This window comes from Streptomyces sp. NPDC024698, from assembly GCF_055559015.1.
In genome coordinates this window covers 15008-34174 of record NZ_JBVHLK010000020.1, presented here as the reverse complement: position 1 = coordinate 34174, position 19167 = coordinate 15008, and the positions used below count along the sequence as shown (strand labels likewise).

Sequence of the window (19167 nt, the reverse complement as noted above, 5' to 3'; positions counted from 1 at the left end):
GCAAAAGATTGCCTACTTCGTGGCAACACCTTGCCCAGAGTCCCGGAGGTTTGGCAACCTCGGGCGGCACCGGCTCAGGCACGGCTCTAGTACGAGGCCGACGGCAAGGTTCCCGGCCGCTCCGGGCCCGGTTCTCCAGGAGTTGCCAAGCCTTGCCAGAGCATTTCCGGCTCTGCCAAGAATTCACGTTTCCCCAGCTCACGGCGGCTTTTCACAGGCAACTCCGCGCCGCCCGGCCGCCTCTTGGGCGTTCCTGGCGTGCACCTTGAGTCCGAATCGACCCATTCCCGACCGATTTACTAGCTTTGGTTGCCAATCTTCTTGGCAGAAGGTTGCCAAGCAACGAAAACGAAATTGACACCGAGGAGCCCGCCATGAACCGCATCGCCCGCATCGCCGTCGCCGTCGCCGCCCTCACCGCCTTCTCCACCGCCGGGGCCACCGCCACCGACGCGATCGGCTGGCCGACGACGGCGAAGACGGTCTCCACCACCGTCCAGGCCGGCGACACCAACTGGCCCGTCGCCCCCGCCGCCATCCAGGCCGACACCAACTGGCCGACCGCCCCCACCGCCATTCAGGCGGACACCAACTGGCCGACCGCGCCTGCCGCCGTCCAGGCCGGTGACACGAACTGGCCCGTCGCCCCCGCCGCCATCCAGGCCGACACCAACTGGCCGACCGCCCCCACCGCCGTCCAGGCCGGTGACACGAACTGGCCCGTCGCCCCCGCCGCCATCCAGGCCGGTGACACGAACTGGCCCGTCGCCCCCGCCGCCATCCAGGCCGGTGACACGAACTGGCCCGTCGCCCCCGCCGCCATCCAGGCCGACACCAACTGGCCGACCGCTCCCGCCGTCGCCAGCGTCTGATCCCTCTCCGGGCATCCGTGCCCGCCCCGTGACGCCCCCGCAGGCAGCCATGCCCAGCGGGGGCTTCGGTGTTTTCCGGGTCGGCGAGGCGCTCCGGTGATCGCCGGGCACTCCCCCGCCCCGGGCGCCCTGGCAACCCCCCGCCCCCGTCCCCGGCGGCAACTCCCCCTTGCCACCAGCGGCTCCAGTGCCGCTCGACCGCTTCAGGACGCCACCTCAGGCCGCCCTTGCCAGGATTCAGGAAACATTGTGCCAAGCCGGAAGGCGCTGTCCTAAGGAGCGGGTCCCGATGTCGATCTCCGGCCTCGTCGAGCAGCAGGTCCAGGAGCGTCCCGACGCGGTCGCGGTGCACCGGCCCCGGCCGGGCGACGGCGGCCTGACCTACCGGGAGCTGGGCCGTGCGGCCAACCGTCTCGCCGCCCATCTGCGGGCCCGCGGCATCGGCCGCGGCGACCGGGTGGTGACCGCGCTGCGCCCGGGTGCGCAGACGGTGACCGCGTTCCTGGCGATCGTGCGGGCCGGAGCGGCCTATGTCCCCCTCGACACCGCCGACGGTGTGCGGCGGCGCCGGCTGATCGTGCGGGACAGCGGGGCCGCGGCGGTGCTGACCGGGAGCGCGGACGCGGCGGACTACGCGGGTCTGGACACGCTGGTCCTCGCGCTGGACGCCGAGGCGCCCGGGATCGCCCGGCGCTCCGCCGCCCTGTCCGGGCAGAGCGCCGGTCCGGGCGACGTCCTGTGTGTCTGCTACGCCCCCGGCGCCGTCGAGGGCGTCGTCGTGCGGCACCGCGCGGTGCTGGACCTGGTGGGCTCCGCCGGTGCGCCGCGGCCGGGCCCGGCCGGGTCGGCGGACTCTGACGCGGTCGCCTTCGGGGTGTGGGGCGCGCTGGCCTCGGGTGCCGGGCTGACCGGCGGCCCGGACGGCGACGACGGACACCGGACGGACGGGCCGACGGACGGGCGGGCTGATGTGCGGGTCGAGTTGTGCGGGCGGCGCTTCGGTCTGGGTGAGGTCGAGTCGGTGCTGAGCGCGCATCCGGCGGTGTCGGCCGCGGCGGTGTCCGTGCGCGAGGGCGCGGACGGCGACCGGCGGCTGGTGGCGCACGTGGTGCCGGCCGTCGTGGTGCCGGCGGCGGCCGAGGAGGACGCGCAGAGCGCGCGGTGGCAGGAGATCCACGAAGCGCTGCACGCGGGCGCCGCGGCCCCGGGGCCGGCGGGCGGCTTCGGCGGCTGGACGGCCGGCGGTCACGACGCCCTGCCGCTCCCCCAGCAGGAGCTGCGGGAGTGGCGAAACGCCACGTTGGCCCGGATCCGGGAGCTGCCGCGCCGCCGGGTCCTGGAGATCGGTGCGGGCGGCGGGCGGCTGGCGCTCCCGCTGGCGCGGGAGATGGAGGTCCAGGAGTACTGGGCGACGGACTTCTCCCCCGCCGCCGTCGCCGGGCTGGCCGCGCGGGTGGAGGCCGAGCCGGTGCTGAAGGAGAAGGTGCGCCTGGACTGCCGTGACGCCGGGGACACCCGCGGACTGCCCGCCGGCCATTTCGATGCGATCGTCGTCAACTCGGTGGTCCAGTACTTCCCGGGCCTGGCCCGGCTGCGGACCGTCGTGGAGCGGCTGCTGGCGCTGCTCGCGCCGGGCGGCTCGCTCCTGCTGGGCGATGTGCGCAGCCTGGAGCTGGCCCGCTGCATGCAGACCGGGATCGCGCTGGCCCGGCCGGGCGGTGCCGGGGGCGAGCGGGGGGCGCTGTGCGGTGCCATCGAGCACCGGGTCGCCGCGGAGAGTGAACTGCTGCTCTCCCCCGCCCTGTTCGGCGCGCTCGCCCGCCGTCTGCCCGCGGTGCGCGCGGTGGACGTGCGGGTCAAGCGGGGGGTGCACCACAACGAGCTGACGCGTTATCGCTACGACGTGGTGCTCTCCACCGCCGAGCCGGTCGCCGACCTCGCCGGTGCGCCCGTCGTGCGCTGGGCCGAGAGCGAGGGGGTGCAGGCCGTGGACCGGGTCACGGCGGCGCGGCCGGCCGTGCTGCGTCTGGCCGGGGTGCCCAACCGCCGGGTGCACGACGAGTACACGGCGATGCGGTCCCTGTTCGATCCGCGCGAGAGCCTCGATCTTGCGCCGCAGGACGCGCCCGCCCCCGGACCGGAGGCGCTGTGCGCGCGGGCGGAGCGTCTGGGCTACCGGGCCCTGCCCACCTGGGGGGAGCGTCCCGAGCTCCTGGACATCGTCCTGCTGGATCCCGCGCAGGTGCCCGCGGGCACGGTGACGGGCGTGTACGCGCCGCCCGGCAGAGGAACGGACGGCGGAACGGACGGCGGGGTGGACGGCGGAACGGACGGCGGGGTGGAGGGGCTGGCGAGTGTTCCGGCCGCGCTCGCGGACGCCGTCGATCTGGAGGTGGTGCTGCGCGCCCATCTCCAGGAGCGGCTGGCGGAGCACATGGTGCCCTCCGCGCTGACGGTGCTGGAGGCCCTGCCGCTGGACGCGTCCGGCGCGGTGGACCGTACGGCCCTGCCGGTGGAGGTCCCCGTCGGGCGGCGGGGCACCCAGCCCGGCACGCCCGTCCAGGAGATCGTGCGGGATCTGTTCGCCGAGGTGGTGGGCCTGCCCCGGCACCGGGTGCACGCCGAGTCCGACTTCTTTCGCATCGGCGGCCGCCGTCTGGCCGGCCGGCTGCTGTCCCGGGTCCGCGCGACGCTGGGCACCGACCTGGGCATCCGGGCGCTGTACGGGGCGCCGACCGCGGCCGCGTTCGCCGCGCTGGTCGGGGACGCGCCCGCGGCGGCGACCGGGCCGGGCGACACGGCCGGCGACAGCCGCGCGTTCTCGCTGCGGCTGCGCGGCCCGCTGGACCGGCGTGCGCTGGAGGCGGCCCTGGAGGATCTGGGGCGGCGTCATCCGGTGCTGCGCAACTCCCGGCTGGGCGCGGCCGGTACCCGGCTGCGTGCCCTGGCGGCCGAGGACCACCTGCTGGAACTGTCCCTGCCCGCCGACTCGGTGGACCTGTGGTCCCATGTGCCGCTGGCCGCCGACCTGGCCCGGGCCTACGGGATGCGGGCCACCGGGGGCATCCCGCACCGCTCCCCCGCCGGGCTGGACGCGGCCCCCCGAGCGGTCTTCGGTGATCTGCCGCCCGCCGCGCTGCCGGGCAGCGGCCCGCACCGCGGCCCCGCCTCCTACGGCACCCTGGAGAACAGTCTGGACGCGGACCTGCACGCACGGCTGACCCGGCTGGCCGCCGAGCAGGGCGCCACCGTGTTCATGGTGGTGCACGCGGCGCTCGTGGCCCTGCTGGGCGGGCTCGGCGCACAGAACCCGGTCACCGTGGCCGCGCCCGTCCCGGCGCGGGACACCGCCGCGCTGCGCGAGGCCGTCGGCCCCTACGCGCGGGTGCTGGCCCTGAGCGTGGACACCTCGGGCGATCCCCCCTTCACCGAACTGCTGCGCCGGGTGCGTGAACAGGACCTGGCCGCCTACCGGGACGGGCGGGCGCCGCTGGCGGCACTGCCCGGCGGGGTCGCGCTGGCGGTGGTGGCGGAGTGCGCCGGCCGGTTCGAGGCGGCCGGGCTGTCGGTGCGGGCCGAGCACTGCACCCCCGCGGTGCCGGCCGCGGACCTGGGGCTGACGCTGACGCAGCGCCAGGGCCCGGCGGGCGAGGCGGCCGGGATCGCCGTCACCGTCACCTTCCGCCACGAGACGCTCGGCGAGAGCGCCGCCGCCTGTCTGGCCGGCCGGCTCACCGCCGTACTGCGCTCCGCCCTGGCGGCCCCCGCCGCGCGGCTGAGCCGGCTGCTCCCCCCGCCCGGCACGGCCACCGCGAGCGGGGTGTGGGCGGGCGCGCAGCTCCCGCCGGTGCGCCAGGACGTGGCCGCGCTGTTCGCGGCGCAGGTGGCGCGGGCCCCGGGGGCGCCCGCGTTGGAGGGCCTGGACTACGCCGGGCTCGACGCCCGTTCCGATCTGCTGGCGCGGGCCCTGATCGGGCACGGGGCCGGTCCCGGCAGCTGTGTGCTGAGCGCGCTGTCCTCGCCGGCCGCTTTCGCGGTGGCCGCGGTGGCGGTGGCCAGGACCGGGGCCGCGCTGGTGCCGGCCGACCCCGCGCTGGACCTCGCCGAGTCGCTGCACCCGGTGGTGCTGCTGCTCGACGAGACCGCGGACCTGCTGCTGCCCGCCGTGCCCGGCGCGGCCCGGCTGGTGGGTGAGGAGAGCGCCGGGCGGCAGGCGGCGGACGGGGCCCGGCCGGTGCCCGGGGCCCAGAGGATCCGGCCGCCGCACGGCGGCGATCCGCTGGTGCTGCTGCCCGGCGAGAACGGCACCGTCGTGGTGGGCGGCGAGTGCCTGACCCCGGCGGCGGGCGACGCGGCCTGGCTGGTCCGCGGCTATCCGGACGGGGACACGGCGATCGGGCTGCTGAGCACCCTGGCCGGCGGCGGGCAGGTGCACGTCCCGGACGGCTCGCTCACCCGGGACGTGCCGCACGAGGTGCTGGGGTGGCTTCGCCGGCAGGGCGCCCGGGTGGTGCTGGGCGGCGCCGACGACGTCCTGAGCGCGCTGGTGCCGCTCGCCCGCGCGGAGGGGGCCGAGCTGACCGTGAGCGGCGGCTGGGCGGAGGCCCGGCTCGTCGTCGAGCACACCCCGCACGCCCCGGCCCGGCCCGCGCCCGGCCACCGCGCCTACCTCCTCGACGCACGGCTGCGCCCGGTGGGCCCGGGCCGCACCGGTTCCCTCTACATCGCCGGGGCCGGCGTTGCCCGCGGCTATCTGGGAGGACCCGGGGCGGGCGACGGCCGGTTCCTGCCCGACCCGTTCGCCGCCCCTGGCGGCCCGCGGGACACCACCGCCCGCATGTGGCGCACCGGCCGCGCGGCCCGTCTGGACGAGTACGGCAACCTGCGGGTGCTGGACGGCGCGGCCCACGACGACCCGTTCGACGACGCGTCGGCCGTCTTCGTGACGCTGACCGACGGGGCCGGCCGCCAGGCCCGGTGGCCCGCGACGGCCACCGTGCCCAGCGGCTGGCACGAGATGCATGCGCAGGGCCTGCGGGAGAGATGAAGGTCCCTTGCGGGCGGCCGGGCGGTCATGCCCGGAGCGGGGCCAGGGGGGGACACGCCCAGGGCGGCCGGGCGGTCATGTCCGGGCGGGGCCGGGGCGATCAGGCCCTGGGCGTGGCCAGGGGGCAGTCATGTCCCGGGGGTGGCCGGGGCGGTCATGTTCCGGGCAGGGCCGCGGCGGTCATGCCTCGGGGGTGGCCGGGGTGGTCATGCCCCTGCCCGGGGGGGGGTGGTCATGTCGCGGGGGTGGCGGGGGTGTGGTGGGTGGTGGTGTCGGCGAGGGCTTCGGCGAGGATGCGCCAGATGTCGGCGGCCAGGTCGATGTTGGCGTCGGCCTGGGCCTGTTCGGCCAGGTCCCGCAGTCCCTGGACGCCGCTCTGGTCGCCGGAGCGGATGCGCAGCTGGTTGCGGAGGATGTCCAGGCGTACCCGGTCGCGGTAGCTCATCCGCAGCTGGGTTCCGGCGAGTTCGCCGAGCAGGGCGTGGGCCTCGTCGTAGCGGGCGGACAGGAAGGCGACGTCCGCCTTGAGCGCGAGCAGGTCCTGGCGCAGGCCGGGGGTGCCGACGAAGGCGAGTGCGGGTTCGGCGGCGATCAGGCACCGCTCGGCGGCCCGGGGGTCGGGGGGCTGCTTCTGCAAGTACAGCCGGCCGGCCGCGAACCGCAGGCGCAGCCACAGCACGAGGTCCTCGCGGCTGCTGAACTTCTCCAGTGCCTCTTCCAGGTGGACCTGGGCTGCGGGGTAGTCGCCCTGGCGCAGGCGTACCGCGGCGCAGGTCCACATGGCCTCCGCCCACAGGGTGTCGCTGCGGCCGGCGACGAGTTCGGCCAGTTCGTCGGCGTGGGCCCGGGCGTCGGGCATCCGGCCCGCCTCGGCCTCCACCGAGACCAGGGCCAGCAGCACGGCGGCGCGGTCCTCCGCGTCGAGGTCGTCCTCGCGGGCGAGGTGGTGGGCGCTCATCGCGGCGTCGAGGGCGGCGGTGATCTCGCCCAGCGTGCGCAGGCAGCGGGCCAGCCGGGTCAGGCCGCGCACGCGCAGGGCGACCAGTCCCACGGATTCGCCGAGCTGTACCAGTTCCTCCAGGTACTCGCGTTCGCCGTCGTGGTCACCTTGCAGGCGCCGCTGTCCGGCCAGTTGCCACAGGGCCTGCCAGCGCAGCACCGGTGCCTCGTGGCCCTCGGCGGCCAGGGCTTCGCGCAGTGTCTCCATCGCGGTGTCGGAGCCGGTGGAGGAGACCAGGGACAGGGCGTGGGCCAGGGAGCCGCCGGCGGGTTCCTCGAAGTCGGCCGGTTCCAGGCCGAGCTGCTGGGCGAGGTGGGCGACAGCCCGTTCGGTGGGCTGGCGGGCGCCGGACTCCAGGCGGGAGAGGTATCCCGTGGACATGCCCTCCCCGGCCAGGGCGGTCTGGGACAGCCCGCGGGCCTGTCGCAGTTTGCGGAGACGACGGCCGAACGCGGGCTGACGCAGCATGTGACCATTCCCTGGGACGGACGGGTGGGGGGCGGCCCGCGGGGCGGGGCGCGCCGCGCCGCCGCCCGGGTGTCATCGGGGAGCCGCCTTGAGCGTAGGCGGCGGGGCAAGGGGCGGGCAATGTTTTGCCAGAGGGCGTGCCGCGGAGTTCGTGCGATCCTCACGCAGCCGTCTGGCGTTCCTCGAGCGGGTCTTGAGCGGTTACGGGGAATATCTCGAGCACCGGGGCCGGTACCTGCGCGCCGGCCCGTCCTCGCTCACGGGAAGCCGCCCCTCGTCCGCGCCCACGGGAGTCATCCGATGAAACACGTGGTTCCTGCCCGCCGTGCCCTGCGCGAGGCTCTCGCCGGCCGGCGGGCGCCGGTGCGTGACCCCCGGGGCGACGACGACATCGGCTGGCCCAAGAGGTGATCTTTCCCGCGGTGGTACGGGCACGAACCGGCGGACAGCGGGCGGTGGGTCAGGGCCGGTCGGCTAACGCGCTCGCCCGGTGCAGGGCGTCCGCCAGGCGGCGGGGCCCGTCGGGGTCGTCGTGGGCGCCGCCGACCACCACCAGGGGCGGGCGCACCCCGGCCGCGGTGAGCCGGCGGGCCAGGTCGCAGGCCAGGGCGCCGGTGCCCGCGTAGCCGGCCAGGACCAGCCGGCCGGCCGAGGCGGCGAGGTGGGCGAGCGCGTCGGTGCGGGCCGTCTGTCCGGCACTCGGGCGCAGCGCGGTCAGGGCCTCGGGTCCCCGGTAGTGCCGCAGGAGTTCGCGGTGTCCGGTGCGCGGTGTGCCGGGGACCTCGAGCAGGCACACGGTGGCGGCCGCGGGCGCGGACGGGCCGCGCAGCGCCAGCAGGGGTTCCCCCTGACCGGCGGCGGGACCGTCCGGGACCGGGGGTGTGGGGGTGTCGGGCATCAGGGCCAGGACGTCGGCGACGGTGGTGGAGGCGGTCGCCGTGGCGGGCAGCAGGCACAGCAGGCGCACGGTGTGTTCCAGCAGGGTGCGGGCCGTACCGGTGTCGACGAGGTCGCGGTCGTAGGCGCAGGTCAGGACGAGGGCGCGGTGGGCGTCGTGGCCGGCGCGCAGGCGCAGGGCGTACCCGGCGGGTGTTCCGGCGGCTTCCTGTTCTTCCAGGCGGATCCCGTGTGCGGCGAGTTCGTCGCCGTAGGCGGTCTCGGGCCGGGGGCCGCAGTCGAAGGCGAGCAGGCCGCCGGCCCGTGTCCCCCCGCCGGCGGTGGCCGGTCCGCCGGCGGTGGTCCATTCGTAGGCGGACAGGTCCATCACCAGGTCGCGCAGGGTGTGCAGCAGCCGGGGCAGCCGCAGCCGGGGGTGGAGGGAGAGAGTCAGGGGCAGCGCGTTCTCGAACGGGCCGGGGACGCCCTCGATGCCGTCCAGGAGCAGTCCGCGGCCGGGGAAGTCCAGACCGAAGCCGATGGTCACGGAAGCGGCAGCGGAGGAGGCGGGGGTGGCGGGTGCGGAGTTGGGTGCCGGGGCGGTGGCAGGTACGGAGCCGGGCGCCGGGGCGGTGGCGGGTGCCGGGGTGGTGGCGGTGGCGGGTGCGGAGTTGGGTGCCGGGGCGGTGGCAGGTACGGAGCCGGGTGCCGGGGTGGTGGCGGGTGCCGGGGTGGTGGTGGGTGCCGGGGTGGTGGTGGGTGCGGGGGTGGTGGTGGCGCGGTAGCGGAGCAGGGCCCAGACCGCCTGGAGCACGCTGCTCTCCGCGACGCCCCAGCGTGCCGCCCAGTGCGCCAGGTGGGTGCTGCGGGCCGGGGACAGGGCGGTGCGCAGCACCCCGGTGCCGGTGCCGCCCGCGGTCCGGCCCTCCCCGGCCGGGGAGGGCGGGACGGGGCGACGGGCACGGTGACGGTCGGGACGGTGGGTGGGGTGGTGGGTGTTCTCGTGCCAGAAGTCGGGGGCCGGGCCCGGGTCCTGGGCGGTGAGCAGGCGGGCGCAGTCGCCGAGGTCGGGACGGCGCCGGCCGCCGGGCAGTGTCCCGCCGGCGAGGTAGGCGCGGCAGCATTCGCGCATCAGCAGTCGCGCGCTCCAGCTGTCCAGCAGGGCGCGGTGGTAGGTGAGCAGGATGTCGGTGAAGGGTGCCTGCGCGTCGTGGGGGCCGCTGTCCAGCAGGGTCAGGCGCACCGCGGCCGGGCGCCGCAGGTCGAAGGCGCGCTCGCGCTCGCGTTCCCGCAGCACGGCGCGTCCGGTCTCGGTGGTGTGCGGGTGGCGGACGATGCCGGTGACGGTGCGCTCGAAGACGACGGCGCGGGGCTGCGGGTCCCAGACGAAGGCGGTGCGCAGGACGCTCTCCCGTTCGCCGACGGCGTGCCAGGCCGCGGTCAGGCGTGCGGTGTCCAGGGGCCCGTACCAGCGCCAGCGCAGCTGTTCGCCCTGGTGGCCGGGCCAGGCCAGGGTGTCGGCGAGGCGTTGGCGCTGTAGCGGGGTGACCGGTTCGGTGCGCGGCAGTGTCCGGCAGGGCGGCCCGGCGGCTACGGCGCCAGGACCGGGGCCGGGTTCGGGGGCGGCGGTGAGGAGGTCGGCGAGCAGGCCGACGGCGGCGGGCGCGGGTGCTTCGGCGCCGGCGGGGAGTTCGACGCTGTGCAGGCCCGGTCCGTGCCGCACCAGCCGGGGTCCGGGCTGCCGGGTGCCGGGGCGGGCCTCCGCGACGCGGTGCAGGGCGCGGTGGAAGGAGGCGGTGTCCAGTGTTCCGTACAGGTGCATGGTGCCGTGCTCGCCCCGCTCGGGGTCGATCACCGCGCACACACCGGCGGGCCGGTCACCGTCCATCGTCCTGTCCCCCCTTTGCGGACACCCCCGGGTGCGCGACGGGCTGCCCTGCCGGCCCGGGGAGCCGGCGTACGGGCCCGGACGGCCCCGGAACGTGCCGGGGCCGGGCCTGTTCACGCTAGCTCCGCGGTGTCCTGGCCGTCCGTTTTCTCCAGCGGCCCCCGAACGGTCCTCGATCCGGCGGGACTCCCGTGACAGGGGCGTCTCCCGGGCCCCGGAGCGGGTGCGCCGGGAGGCGGCTCGAAGCGGGCGTGAAGTGGCCGGTGTTGTAAGGGAGTTGCGTCCCGGGGCCGGGAGGGCGGCTCAGGCCGCTGCGGTGCTGTCGGGCACGAGCAGGTGATGGCACTGCTCGATACGGCCCGCGGCGTCGAAACGGAGCTCGGCGATCAGTGACCAGGCCGCCCCTCGGGTACGGGCGGTGGCGCGCAGGGCGACGGCGTCGTGGTCGGCGATCACGCTCTGGGCCGTCAGCCGCAGCCCCTCGGGCAGGGCGCGTGCGCCGGTTACGGCGGTGTCCGCCCAGGGGCGGGTGAGGTGATTGGTCTCGCCCCGGTTGCCCGCCGCGACCAGCGCGAGGGCCAGTTCCCTGTTGCGCTCGCGCAGGCTGCGCGCGGCGAGGAGTTCGTGCAGCGCCCCGCTGAGGGGCTCGTTCAGCATCGGCGTCATGACGAGAGGGTCCTTCCGCGTGGTCCGTCCCCGGCCCTGCGGCCCGGGTGAGGGCAGCATGACCGCCGATGCTGGAGCGGGGATGGAGAACCGCTCTCCTAGCTCTCCTCACCCCCGCCCGCCGACGGGCGGCCGACTGCGACGGCCGACTGCGGCGGGCGACTGCGGCGGCCGGTCCGGTGGGGCCGTGTCCGGGGTCCGCCGCGGCTCGACCGGTGCTGTAGGCGGCGCGGTGAGGCTGGCCCGGTGAGGGGTGGACCGACCGACAGGACCGCTATGACGCTGGCCGGCAGGACCGCGGCGATCAGAACCTTGACGGATGCCTTCACCGACTCCACCGAGGGGTGTTTTCGTACCGTCGTGGTGGAGGGCCCCACGGGCTGCGGCAAGAGCGCGCTCGTGCACCTGCTGGTCGAACGGGCCGCCGCCGCGGGCGCGGTGGTGCTGTGCGCGGCCGGTTCCCCGGCCGGACAGCGCACCGTACGGGGTGCGATCCGCCGGGCGGTGGCCGGCCCCCGCCCCTGCGCCCCGCACGAGAACGCGGAAACCCGGGAAAGCCGGGAGGAGCGGGAGGGCTGGGAAGGCCGCGACGGCCGGGAGGGTGTGGGGCGGCGGGTGTCCGCCGCCGGGGCCGGGGACGTCATGGGGCTGTGCGCCGAACTGCTCGGGCTGGGCGGGGGCGCTGTGCTGGTGCTGTGTGTGGACGACGTCCACCACGCCGACGCCGAGTCCCTGGCGGTCCTGCGGTGTCTCACCGGCCGTGTGCGGCCCGCCCGGACGCTGCTGGTCCTCGCCGGGACGGTTCCCCACGAGGCCGGCGACCCGGCGTTCACGGCCGAGCTGATCGGCCGGCCCGCCTCCCGCCACGTCCGGCTGGAGCGGCTCGCTCCCGCCGAGGTGCGGGTGCTGGCCGAGCGGGCCGGCCGGCCCGGACAGGCCCTATCGCTGCACGAGGCCAGCGGCGGCAACCCCCTGCTGCTGGACGCCCTGCTGACCTCGCCGGGGCCCGGCGCCGGCCGTCCTGCACCCGGCCGCCCGCTCCCGGACCCCGACGGCCCCTTCGCCCGGGCGGTACAGGCCTGTCTGCACCGTGCCGGCGCCACCGCCGCGGCCGTCGCCCGGGCCGCCGCCCTGCTGGAGGACACCGCCACACCCGAGCGCATCGCGCAGCTGACCGGCATCGCACCGGCCGCCGTCCGCCGGGCCCTGACCGGCCTGACGGCCGCGGGCCTGCTCGACACCACCGGCCTCCCGCGCCCCGCCGTACGGGCCGTGGTCCTGAGCGCCCTGCCCACCACCACCCGCCCGTCCGGCGGGCTGCCGGCCGCCGCGCCGGCCGGTCCGGGACGGCCCCGGTAGCGGCGTACGACGAACGACGAACGACGACTCCCTGCTTCGACGAACAGACGACCAAAGACGACCCACGACACGACGACACGACGACACGCAAAGGGTGAGGTCAGCAATGGCTTGGGACAAGAAGTTCGAGGAACTGCTGCGCGAGTACCTGCCGTTCCTCGGCGCCGGCGAACCGCTGGAGGCCGACACGGACCTGAGGCTCTCGGGCCTGGACTCGCTGGGCGCGGTGGAGCTGCTGGGCTCGCTGGAGGGCGCCTACGCGGTGCACTTCGTGGACGACGCCCTCTCCCTGGACACCTTCGCCACACCGGGGTCCCTGTGGGGAACGCTGACCCGGTTGCGGGCGGCAATCTGAACCCCTCTGCGGCAGACGCCCGGCGGCCGGACCGGATGCCGGACCGGCCGCCGGGCGGCGGACCGGCGGCCGGAGACGCGGCGGGGCCGGGACCGGGAATCGGGTGGGGATCGGGGTGGAGGGGCCGCCGGCCGGGGGCCGGGCGGGCCGTGTCTCTACGCCGCGAACAGGTCGAACGTCGAGCCGTGGCGCGGTCCGGCCAGCATGTCCAGCTGCGGGTCCACGGCCAGCATGGCCTGGTGCATGCGCTGGAGCTGCGGGGAGGGTTCCACCCCCAGCTCGTCGATGAGCCGGATGCGCAGCCTGCGGTAGACCTCCAGTGCCGTGGCCTGCCGGCCCGAGCGGTACATCGCCACCATGACCTGCGAGTGCAGGCCCTCGTGGTGCGGGTGGCGGGCGGTCAGCTCGGTCAGTTCGGCGATCAGCTGCGCGTGGCGGCCCAGGCGCAGGTCTGCGTCGATCCGCCGCTCCACGGTGACCAGCCTGCTCTCCTGGAGCCGCATCACCTCGATCTCCAGGACGGGACCGAGTCGCACGTCGACCAGCGGCGGCCCGGTCCACAGGTCCAGTGCCGTGCGGAACCGTGCCGCGGACACCTCGTCGTCGCCCTCCATGAACGCCGTCTGTCCCTGGCGGGCCAGTTCCTCGTAGGCGTGCACGTCGACACAGCTGCGGTCGATCTGGAGCAGGTAGCCGCCGTGCCGGGTGGCGAGAATGTCCTTGGCGCCGGACGGCGCGCCCGGGCCCATGGCCGTGCCCAGCCGTCTGCGCAGCTGGAGTATGTATGTCTGAAGGGTCGTCAGTGCGCTGGCCGGAGGCTCGGTTCCCCAGAGTTCCTCCATGAGCGTGGGAACAGGCATGACCCGTCCCGGATAGAGCGCCAGCAGCGACAGGATCTGTCGCGGCTTGCCCGCCGTCGGAACGATGGATCCCCCGTTGACCTCGGCACTCAACGGACCCAGAACCTGAATCTCCATGGTGGCCTCCCCACCTCGTCGAGTCCTCGTCCAGTTCCTTTTGTGGCCGGAAATCTCCGCCGCTAGGCACGCTAGCCGTCTCCGTGCCCCCCGAGCGCTTTCCTGTAGCGGTCCTCCAGCGGTGCTCCACACAAGGTGGTGCGCGCCGCGCCCGTGGTAGGTGAAACACCCGTCTGCCGCCCCGGGATGAACTCCGCATTCCGCTCCGGCCCCGGGTACGGCGGGCGCTCCCGCCCCGCAAACACCCCTGTTTTTCCGGCCGCCGGCACGGATGTGGATACGGCCGGTGCGCCACCGGCACGTCCGTGCGGCACGGGCCGGGTCCGCGGCGCTTGCATGCGGCGCGGTGGCGACGTACACGCGCACGGCCTCGGCCGCGTACGGGCGCGTGTGCCGGCCGCGTACGGGTCAAGTTCCCGACCGCGTACGGGCTTCATGTCCTCGGCCGTGCACAGGCGCGGGCCGGGCCGGTGTGCGGGTGCGCGTGCCGGGGCCGGTGTGCTGGGGGCGGGGTCAGTCCAGGGTGATGTCCTCGCCGACCGACCGTTCGCGGGCGCGGGCGATGACCAGGGCCGCGGCCGCGGCGTCCTGCACCGCCACGCCGACCGACTTGTAGAGGGTGATCTGGTCGGGTGAGGTGCGTCCCGGTTTGCTGCCGGTGATGAGTTCGCCGAGCTCGGCGTGCACGTGCCCGGCGGTGATGAGCCCGTCGCGGATGGGTGCGAGCAGGTCGTTGCTGCCCCCGAAGTGCGGGGAGAGGACGGCCTGGCGGGATTCGACGCACACCAGTGCCTCGGCGATGGTGGCGTCGTCGATCTCGCGGCCGGCCGGGTTGAATCCCACGGACGTGATGTGCACCCCGGGGGTCAGCCAGGGGCGGCGGATCACGGGTTCGACGGCGTGGGTCGTCGCGGCGGCGATGTCCGCGCCGTCGAGGGCCTCGGCGTAGCCGGACACGGCCAGGACGTCGGCCTCCAGCACGGCGGAGAGTTCCTCGGCCAGTGCGGCGGCCTTGGCCGGGTCGCGGCCGGCCACGCGGATCTGCCGGATCGGGCGGACCCGGCAGATCGCGCGGGCGTGGGAGCGGGCCTGCACGCCGGTGCCCAGCACGGCCAGCACCTCCGCGTCCTGGCGGGCCAGCAGCCGGGCCGAGAGCGCGGAGCCGGCGCCGGTGCGCGCCGCGGTGATGGCCGTGCCGTCCAGCAGGCCTGCGGGCTCGCCGGTCTCCGGGTCGAACGCCACGATCAGCGCCTGGTGGGTGGGCAGTCGTGTCCCGTCGTTGTGCGGGAAGAGGGAGACCAGTTTGGTCATGAGCACCCTGGCCGACGGCAGGAAGCCCGGCATGGCGGCCAGGAACCCGTCGCGGTCGGCGACCCGGGCGGCGACCCGGTCGGGCACCGAGGCGCGGCCCGCGCTGAGGTCCGCCATCGCCGCGGCCAGGGCGTCGATCAGCGCGTCGGTGGAGAGCAGGGACTCGACCTGCGAACGGCCCAGAACCAGCATGCGCTTCACCCTCCCGGCACCGGCCGTGCGGCCGGCCGCCGCACCGCCCCCAGCGTCGGTGCCGCGCCCCGGCCGCCCGGCCCCGACACGCGGTGCCCTCCGGGCACGTTCATCCGTACGCGCCCGCACCCGCCGGCGGGCACGTCGGCGCACGGCCCCCTCCCGCGGTGTCCCGGGCGCACGGCCCCGTCACGCGGTGTCCCGGGCGGGCGGTCCCGTCCCCGGTGTCCCGGCACACGGCCCCTTCACACGGTGTGCCGGGCGGGGCGGTCCCGTCCCGTGGTGTGCCGGGCGGGGCGGATCAGAGCGGTGCGGCGGCCGTCGCGGGGGTGGCGGGGTGCGGTGCGCCGAGGGGTTCGGGCAGGGTGATGGTGCGGGGGGCGGAGCGGTCCCAGGGGAAGCCCTGGTGCAGTTCCAGGTGCGGGGCGGGGCCGTCGTCCACGGGCAGGGCCACCGCGGCCAGCACACCGGGCACCGGCTCCAGTTCCAGCAGCCTCCAGCGTCCGCCCAGGTCGTCGGCGGGCGGCTGGAAGGCGAGCACGCCCCGGTCGTCGTCGAGGGTGAAGGCGAACTCGTCGAAGGGCAGCCCCAGTCCCAGTCCGCGGGCCTTGGAGTAGGCCTCCTTCAGGGTCCACAGCCGCAGCACCCGGCGGTCCCGCTGCCGCCCGGGCGGTGCCTGGGCGGCCCAGCGCTGCTCCTGGGGGGTGAAGGTGGTCAGGATGGTCTCCAGGGCGCCCGCCTCCCGGTCGAGGCACTCGACGTCGACTCCGACGCGCTGTCTGCGGACGATGCCGAGCAGGCTGTAGCCGCCCGCGTGGGAGAGGTTGAAGTCGAGATGCCCGCCGCCTCTGGGCAGGCCGCCGGGCAGCGGCTGGAGGAAGGGCCGCCCGCGCGAGGAGCGCCAGATGACCAGTTCGGCCTCGCCGAGACCGGCCTCCAGCGCCAGCGCGCGGCGGACCAGGGTGTGGGCGACGAGGTACTGCCGGCGGTCGCGTTCGAAGAGGAACCGGGCGGCGGTCGCGTTCTCGCGTTCGTCGAGCCAGTGCGAGGCCAGCAGGCCGGCGACGGCGGGCGCGAGGGCGTCGTTGGGGCACAGCCACAGCGTCACCGGGGGCACCGTCGCGTGCTGCGGGGCGCTCCCGGCGCCGGGCGGCCCCGGTGCGGTGAGGGTCATCGTGTGTGGTTCCAGTCCGTCTCGGTTCGCCGTCCCGCTGCGGACGGGGCGAGGGGGCGGCGCGGTGCCGCCGGGGCCGAAAGCAGGCGGAGCACCGGCCGGGGCTGTCCTCGGCGACAGGCCCGGGACCGGCAGGCTCCGCACGGGGTGGTGTCCGCTCGGGCGGGGGGTGTCCGTCCGGGCGGGGGGTGTCCGTTCAGGCCGGGCGGTCCGCCAGGAACGCGGCGGCCTCGTCGACGCCGATCCGGTCGCCGCGCACCGCGTCGAGGAGCGCGAGCACCTCCTGCCGGGACAGCACGGGCCGCTCCTGCGCCGCGGTGCCGGGCGGATGCGGCGCGGCGGGCGGGTACGGCGCGGCAGGCGGATGCGGCGCGGCAGGCGGGTACGGCGCGGCAGGCGGGTACGGCAGGGCGGGTACGGCGGCCGGTGCGCCGGCACGGGGGTCCGCCGCCGCGAAGACCTCCGCCGGGGCCGGGGCCGGTGCGGGTGCGGGTGCTGCGGGGGCCGGTGTGCCCCGGGTGCGGGAGGCGATGTAAGCGGCCATCGCGGCGAGGCCGGGATGCTCGTGGACGGTGACGGGGCGTTCGCTCAGGCCGTAGGCGCGGTTGACGCCGGCGGCGAAGTCGGCGGCCAGGATGGAGTCGATGCCCAGTTCCGCGAAGGCGGCGCCGCCGTCGATCTCCCACGGGTCGCAGTGCAGGATCCGGGCCAGCTGGTGACGCAGCACCTCCAGGACCGCGGCCGCCGCACCGGGGTCCCGGTCCACGGGGGCCTCGTCGGTGCCGCGCCGCAGGGCCGCCAGATGCAGGGCCAGACGGGCGGGGGTGGCGTGCTCGTAGAGGTCCGCGCCGGCGATCCGGACACCGAAACTCCGGCCGATGGCCGAGACGAACTCGACGGTGAGCAGGGAGTCCAGGCCCAGGACGGAGAAGGGCTGTTCGGGGTCGACCCGGTCGGGCTCGGCGTGCACGACACCGGCCAGCACGGCGGTGAGCTCGGCGAGGATGTCTCCGTGGCCGTCGGAAGATGCCGTCGGCTCGCTGGTCATCAGGTCGTCCCTTCGTGGTCGCCCCGGCCTTCGGACCGGGATGGGGGCACCTCCCGCCCGCCGGGGAGAAGGATGAAGACGAAACCCCCTGCAAGGCGAAGCGAGGCAAGGCGAGGCGAGGCGGGCAGGGGCACGGCAGGTGATGGACGCGCGGCGAGGTGATGCGCGGTGGGCGGAGCAGGGTGGCGCGGGCGGGACAGGGTGGTGCGGGCGGAGCAGGGTGGTGCGGGAGCGGCGGAGTGGTGCGGGAGCGGCGGGGTGGTGCGGGAGCGGCCGCGTCGCCGCCGGTTCCGGTGCGGCCGGTGCGGTCCGGACCCGGCCCGGCCGGCCCAAGGGGGCGAGCGGGTGGGCGGGGTCTAGCGGACGGCGGTCTGGGGTGCGGGGCCCGGCCGGTACCCGGCCCGGGCGCGGGGCGGGGCCGGTGCGGTCTCGGGCGACGCCATCAGGATCGAGTGCTGGAGCCGGCGCAGCCGCGGGGAGGGTTCCAGGCCCAGGTCGCGGCCGAGGGTGGTGCGCAGGTGCGTGTAGGCGTCGAGCGCCTCGCCGCGCCGTCCCGAGCGGTGCAGCGCGATCATGAACTGGGCGTGCAGGTTCTCGTGGCTGCGGTAACGGCTCGTCAGGACGGTGAGCTCGGCGAGGACCTCGCGGTGCCGGCCGAGTTGCAGGTCGGCCTCGATGCGCTGGTCCAGTGCGCACAGCCGGCTCTCGTCCAGGCGCCTGGCCTCCATGGCGAGCTGGGTTCCGGTCTGCACGTCCGCGAACGCCGGCCCCGACCACAAATCCAGGGCGGCGCCGAGGTTGCGGGAGGCGCCCTGGAAGTCGCCGGCGTCCATGGCCCGGTAGCCCAGTCCGGCCAGGCGGCCGAACTCGCGGACGTCGCTGGTGCCGCCGCCGGCCGCGAGCAGATAGCCGCCCGGCAGGGTGACCAGGACGTCCTTGGCACTGCGGCGCCGCGCCCCGGGTCCGGGATCCGGTGCCTCGCCGGCGGCCAGCGCCGCCCCGATGAGTTCGCGCAGTTGCAGCACGTAGGTCTGCAAGGTGGTGCGCGCGCTGCGCGGCGGCCGGCCCGACCACAGTTCCTCGATGAGCGAGGCGACCGGCACCACCCGGTCCGCGTGCACCGCCAGCAGTGCGAGCACCTGGCGGGGCTTGGGCGCCGTCGGGGCGACGGACCTCCCGTTCTCCCGCACGTCCAGTGCACCTAATACGTCGATGTCCACGCCGTCTCCCCTGTCCACGTGCACTGCTGACACTCCCACGATTAAAAAACAGCGCACGCGGTATGTCAATACAAGACCGATCACCCTGTTTCCAGCGGTGTTCCAGCAGCCGTGCACCAGCCCTCGAGGACGGCCGCCCACCTGCCAACTCTCCTGGAACGACAGCCGTGTTCCCGCCCCGTACGCACCCCTGCGGACCGGTATGCACTCCCAGGGCCATGGGCGAGAGACCGCCAGGACCGGACCCGGATCCCCGCCCGCCCTCTCCTCAAACAGACCGGCAGGTCTTCTCGTTCCGCGACAGACCGTCACGTCTCCCCGTCATGTCACCGCGGGCCGCCGCAGGTCTCTGCGGGCCGCCGCATGCCGTTGTGTGCCGCCGCATGCCGCCGTGTGCCGCCGCGTGGCCCTCTCACCGGCGGCCGTACGCTCCCGGGCGGCCGTCCCCGCGCAGCCACCAGCGTGAGCCGGCCCCCGGCGCCGCAGGTGTCTGCCGGCGGGCCGGGCGGGAGCGCAGGGCCAGCAGGACGACGGTCAGCGCGGCCAGTTCCTCCTCGGTCGCGGTGCCGCGCTCGACGCGCAGAGCCGGCTCCCCGGGGTTCATGTCGCCCATGGCGCCTCCTCGTCTCAGCGCCACCCTCGGCCAGGACGCTCAAGAAACACTCTCGCCCCACTGGACGGCACCGCCCCGCACACGCCCCCCCACGCCGCCCA

General features: G+C 75.9%; 13 protein-coding genes. 4 read left to right on the top strand and 9 right to left on the bottom strand.

Translation table 11 applies throughout. The features are described 5' to 3' along the window. The first annotated feature begins 374 nt into the window (after window positions 1-374). Together ACZ4AA_RS30945 and ACZ4AA_RS30940 are read left to right on the top strand one after the other, a co-directional pair. On the top strand, window positions 375-872 hold the full coding sequence (locus tag ACZ4AA_RS30945; RefSeq protein WP_467610032.1) for a hypothetical protein: 498 nt from the start codon (window positions 375-377) through the stop codon (window positions 870-872). 289 nt (window positions 873-1161) lie between these two features. Continuing rightward, window positions 1162-5919, top strand: a complete 4758-nt coding sequence (locus tag ACZ4AA_RS30940; RefSeq protein WP_467610030.1) for an AMP-binding protein — start codon at window positions 1162-1164, stop codon at window positions 5917-5919. Window positions 5920-6151: 232 nt separating this feature from the next. Here ACZ4AA_RS30940 and ACZ4AA_RS30935 read toward each other — a convergent pair whose 3' ends face one another. From ACZ4AA_RS30935 to ACZ4AA_RS30925, 3 genes are all read right to left on the bottom strand, one after another. Beyond that, entirely contained in the window at window positions 6152-7387 is a 1236-nt protein-coding gene (locus ACZ4AA_RS30935; RefSeq protein ID WP_467610029.1) for a helix-turn-helix domain-containing protein, read from the bottom strand. A 460-nt stretch (window positions 7388-7847) separates the two neighbouring features. After that, a complete protein-coding gene (locus tag ACZ4AA_RS30930) occupies window positions 7848-10151 on the bottom strand; it encodes a hypothetical protein (RefSeq protein ID WP_467610028.1) in 2304 nt (767 codons plus the stop codon). A 303-nt stretch (window positions 10152-10454) separates the two neighbouring features. After that, window positions 10455-10817: a PH domain-containing protein gene (locus ACZ4AA_RS30925; protein ID WP_467610027.1), complete on the bottom strand. Its 363-nt coding sequence runs from the start codon at window positions 10815-10817 to the stop codon at window positions 10455-10457. 276 nt (window positions 10818-11093) lie between these two features. Here ACZ4AA_RS30925 and ACZ4AA_RS30920 point away from each other — a divergent pair, with 276 nt between their 5' ends. Together ACZ4AA_RS30920 and ACZ4AA_RS30915 are read left to right on the top strand one after the other, a co-directional pair. After that, a complete protein-coding gene (locus ACZ4AA_RS30920) occupies window positions 11094-12176 on the top strand; it encodes an ATP-binding protein (RefSeq protein WP_467610025.1) in 1083 nt (360 codons plus the stop codon). Window positions 12177-12282: 106 nt separating this feature from the next. Continuing rightward, a complete protein-coding gene (locus ACZ4AA_RS30915) occupies window positions 12283-12531 on the top strand; it encodes an acyl carrier protein (RefSeq protein ID WP_467610023.1) in 249 nt (82 codons plus the stop codon). A 155-nt stretch (window positions 12532-12686) separates the two neighbouring features. Here ACZ4AA_RS30915 and ACZ4AA_RS30910 read toward each other — a convergent pair whose 3' ends face one another. The 6 genes from ACZ4AA_RS30910 to ACZ4AA_RS30885 form a co-directional block, all read right to left on the bottom strand. After that, window positions 12687-13508, bottom strand: coding sequence for an AfsR/SARP family transcriptional regulator (locus ACZ4AA_RS30910; RefSeq protein ID WP_467610021.1), 822 nt, complete (start codon window positions 13506-13508; stop codon window positions 12687-12689). Window positions 13509-14021: 513 nt separating this feature from the next. After that, window positions 14022-15011 carry an ornithine cyclodeaminase family protein gene (locus ACZ4AA_RS30905; protein WP_467610019.1) on the bottom strand — a complete coding sequence of 330 codons (990 nt, stop codon included), beginning with the start codon at window positions 15009-15011 and terminating at the stop codon, window positions 14022-14024. A gap of 301 nt (window positions 15012-15312) precedes the next feature. Continuing rightward, window positions 15313-16185 (bottom strand): 4'-phosphopantetheinyl transferase family protein, encoded by an 873-nt coding sequence (locus tag ACZ4AA_RS30900; protein ID WP_467610017.1) that lies wholly within the window; start codon window positions 16183-16185, stop codon window positions 15313-15315. Window positions 16186-16381: 196 nt separating this feature from the next. After that, window positions 16382-17233, bottom strand: coding sequence for a phosphopantetheine-binding protein (locus tag ACZ4AA_RS30895; protein ID WP_467610015.1), 852 nt, complete (start codon window positions 17231-17233; stop codon window positions 16382-16384). 356 nt (window positions 17234-17589) lie between these two features. After that, the gene (locus tag ACZ4AA_RS30890) at window positions 17590-18453 is read right to left on the bottom strand and encodes an AfsR/SARP family transcriptional regulator (RefSeq protein ID WP_467610193.1); all 864 of its coding nucleotides are present in this window, start codon (window positions 18451-18453) and stop codon (window positions 17590-17592) included. Between the two features lie 412 nt (window positions 18454-18865). Beyond that, the gene (locus ACZ4AA_RS30885) at window positions 18866-19066 is read right to left on the bottom strand and encodes an acyl-CoA carboxylase subunit epsilon (RefSeq protein ID WP_467610012.1); all 201 of its coding nucleotides are present in this window, start codon (window positions 19064-19066) and stop codon (window positions 18866-18868) included. Window positions 19067-19167: the final 101 nt, after the last annotated feature.

Excerpts from the sequence above, each read along its gene's own strand:
- ACZ4AA_RS30905 (WP_467610019.1), bottom strand. The coding sequence starts at position 15,011 with ATGCTGGTTCTGGGCCGTTCGCAGGTCGAGTCCCTGCTCTCCACCGAC.
- ACZ4AA_RS30910 (WP_467610021.1), bottom strand. The coding sequence starts at position 13,508 with ATGGAGATTCAGGTTCTGGGTCCGTTGAGTGCCGAGGTCAACGGGGGA.
- ACZ4AA_RS30920 (WP_467610025.1), top strand. The coding sequence starts at position 11,094 with ATGACGCTGGCCGGCAGGACCGCGGCGATCAGAACCTTGACGGATGCC.
- ACZ4AA_RS30885 (WP_467610012.1), bottom strand. The coding sequence starts at position 19,066 with ATGGGCGACATGAACCCCGGGGAGCCGGCTCTGCGCGTCGAGCGCGGC.
- ACZ4AA_RS30900 (WP_467610017.1), bottom strand. The coding sequence starts at position 16,185 with ATGACCCTCACCGCACCGGGGCCGCCCGGCGCCGGGAGCGCCCCGCAG.
- ACZ4AA_RS30915 (WP_467610023.1), top strand. The coding sequence starts at position 12,283 with ATGGCTTGGGACAAGAAGTTCGAGGAACTGCTGCGCGAGTACCTGCCG.
- ACZ4AA_RS30945 (WP_467610032.1), top strand. The coding sequence starts at position 375 with ATGAACCGCATCGCCCGCATCGCCGTCGCCGTCGCCGCCCTCACCGCC.
- ACZ4AA_RS30895 (WP_467610015.1), bottom strand. The coding sequence starts at position 17,233 with ATGACCAGCGAGCCGACGGCATCTTCCGACGGCCACGGAGACATCCTC.
- ACZ4AA_RS30935 (WP_467610029.1), bottom strand. The coding sequence starts at position 7,387 with ATGCTGCGTCAGCCCGCGTTCGGCCGTCGTCTCCGCAAACTGCGACAG.
- ACZ4AA_RS30930 (WP_467610028.1), bottom strand. The coding sequence starts at position 10,151 with ATGGACGGTGACCGGCCCGCCGGTGTGTGCGCGGTGATCGACCCCGAG.
- ACZ4AA_RS30925 (WP_467610027.1), bottom strand. The coding sequence starts at position 10,817 with ATGACGCCGATGCTGAACGAGCCCCTCAGCGGGGCGCTGCACGAACTC.
- ACZ4AA_RS30940 (WP_467610030.1), top strand. The coding sequence starts at position 1,162 with ATGTCGATCTCCGGCCTCGTCGAGCAGCAGGTCCAGGAGCGTCCCGAC.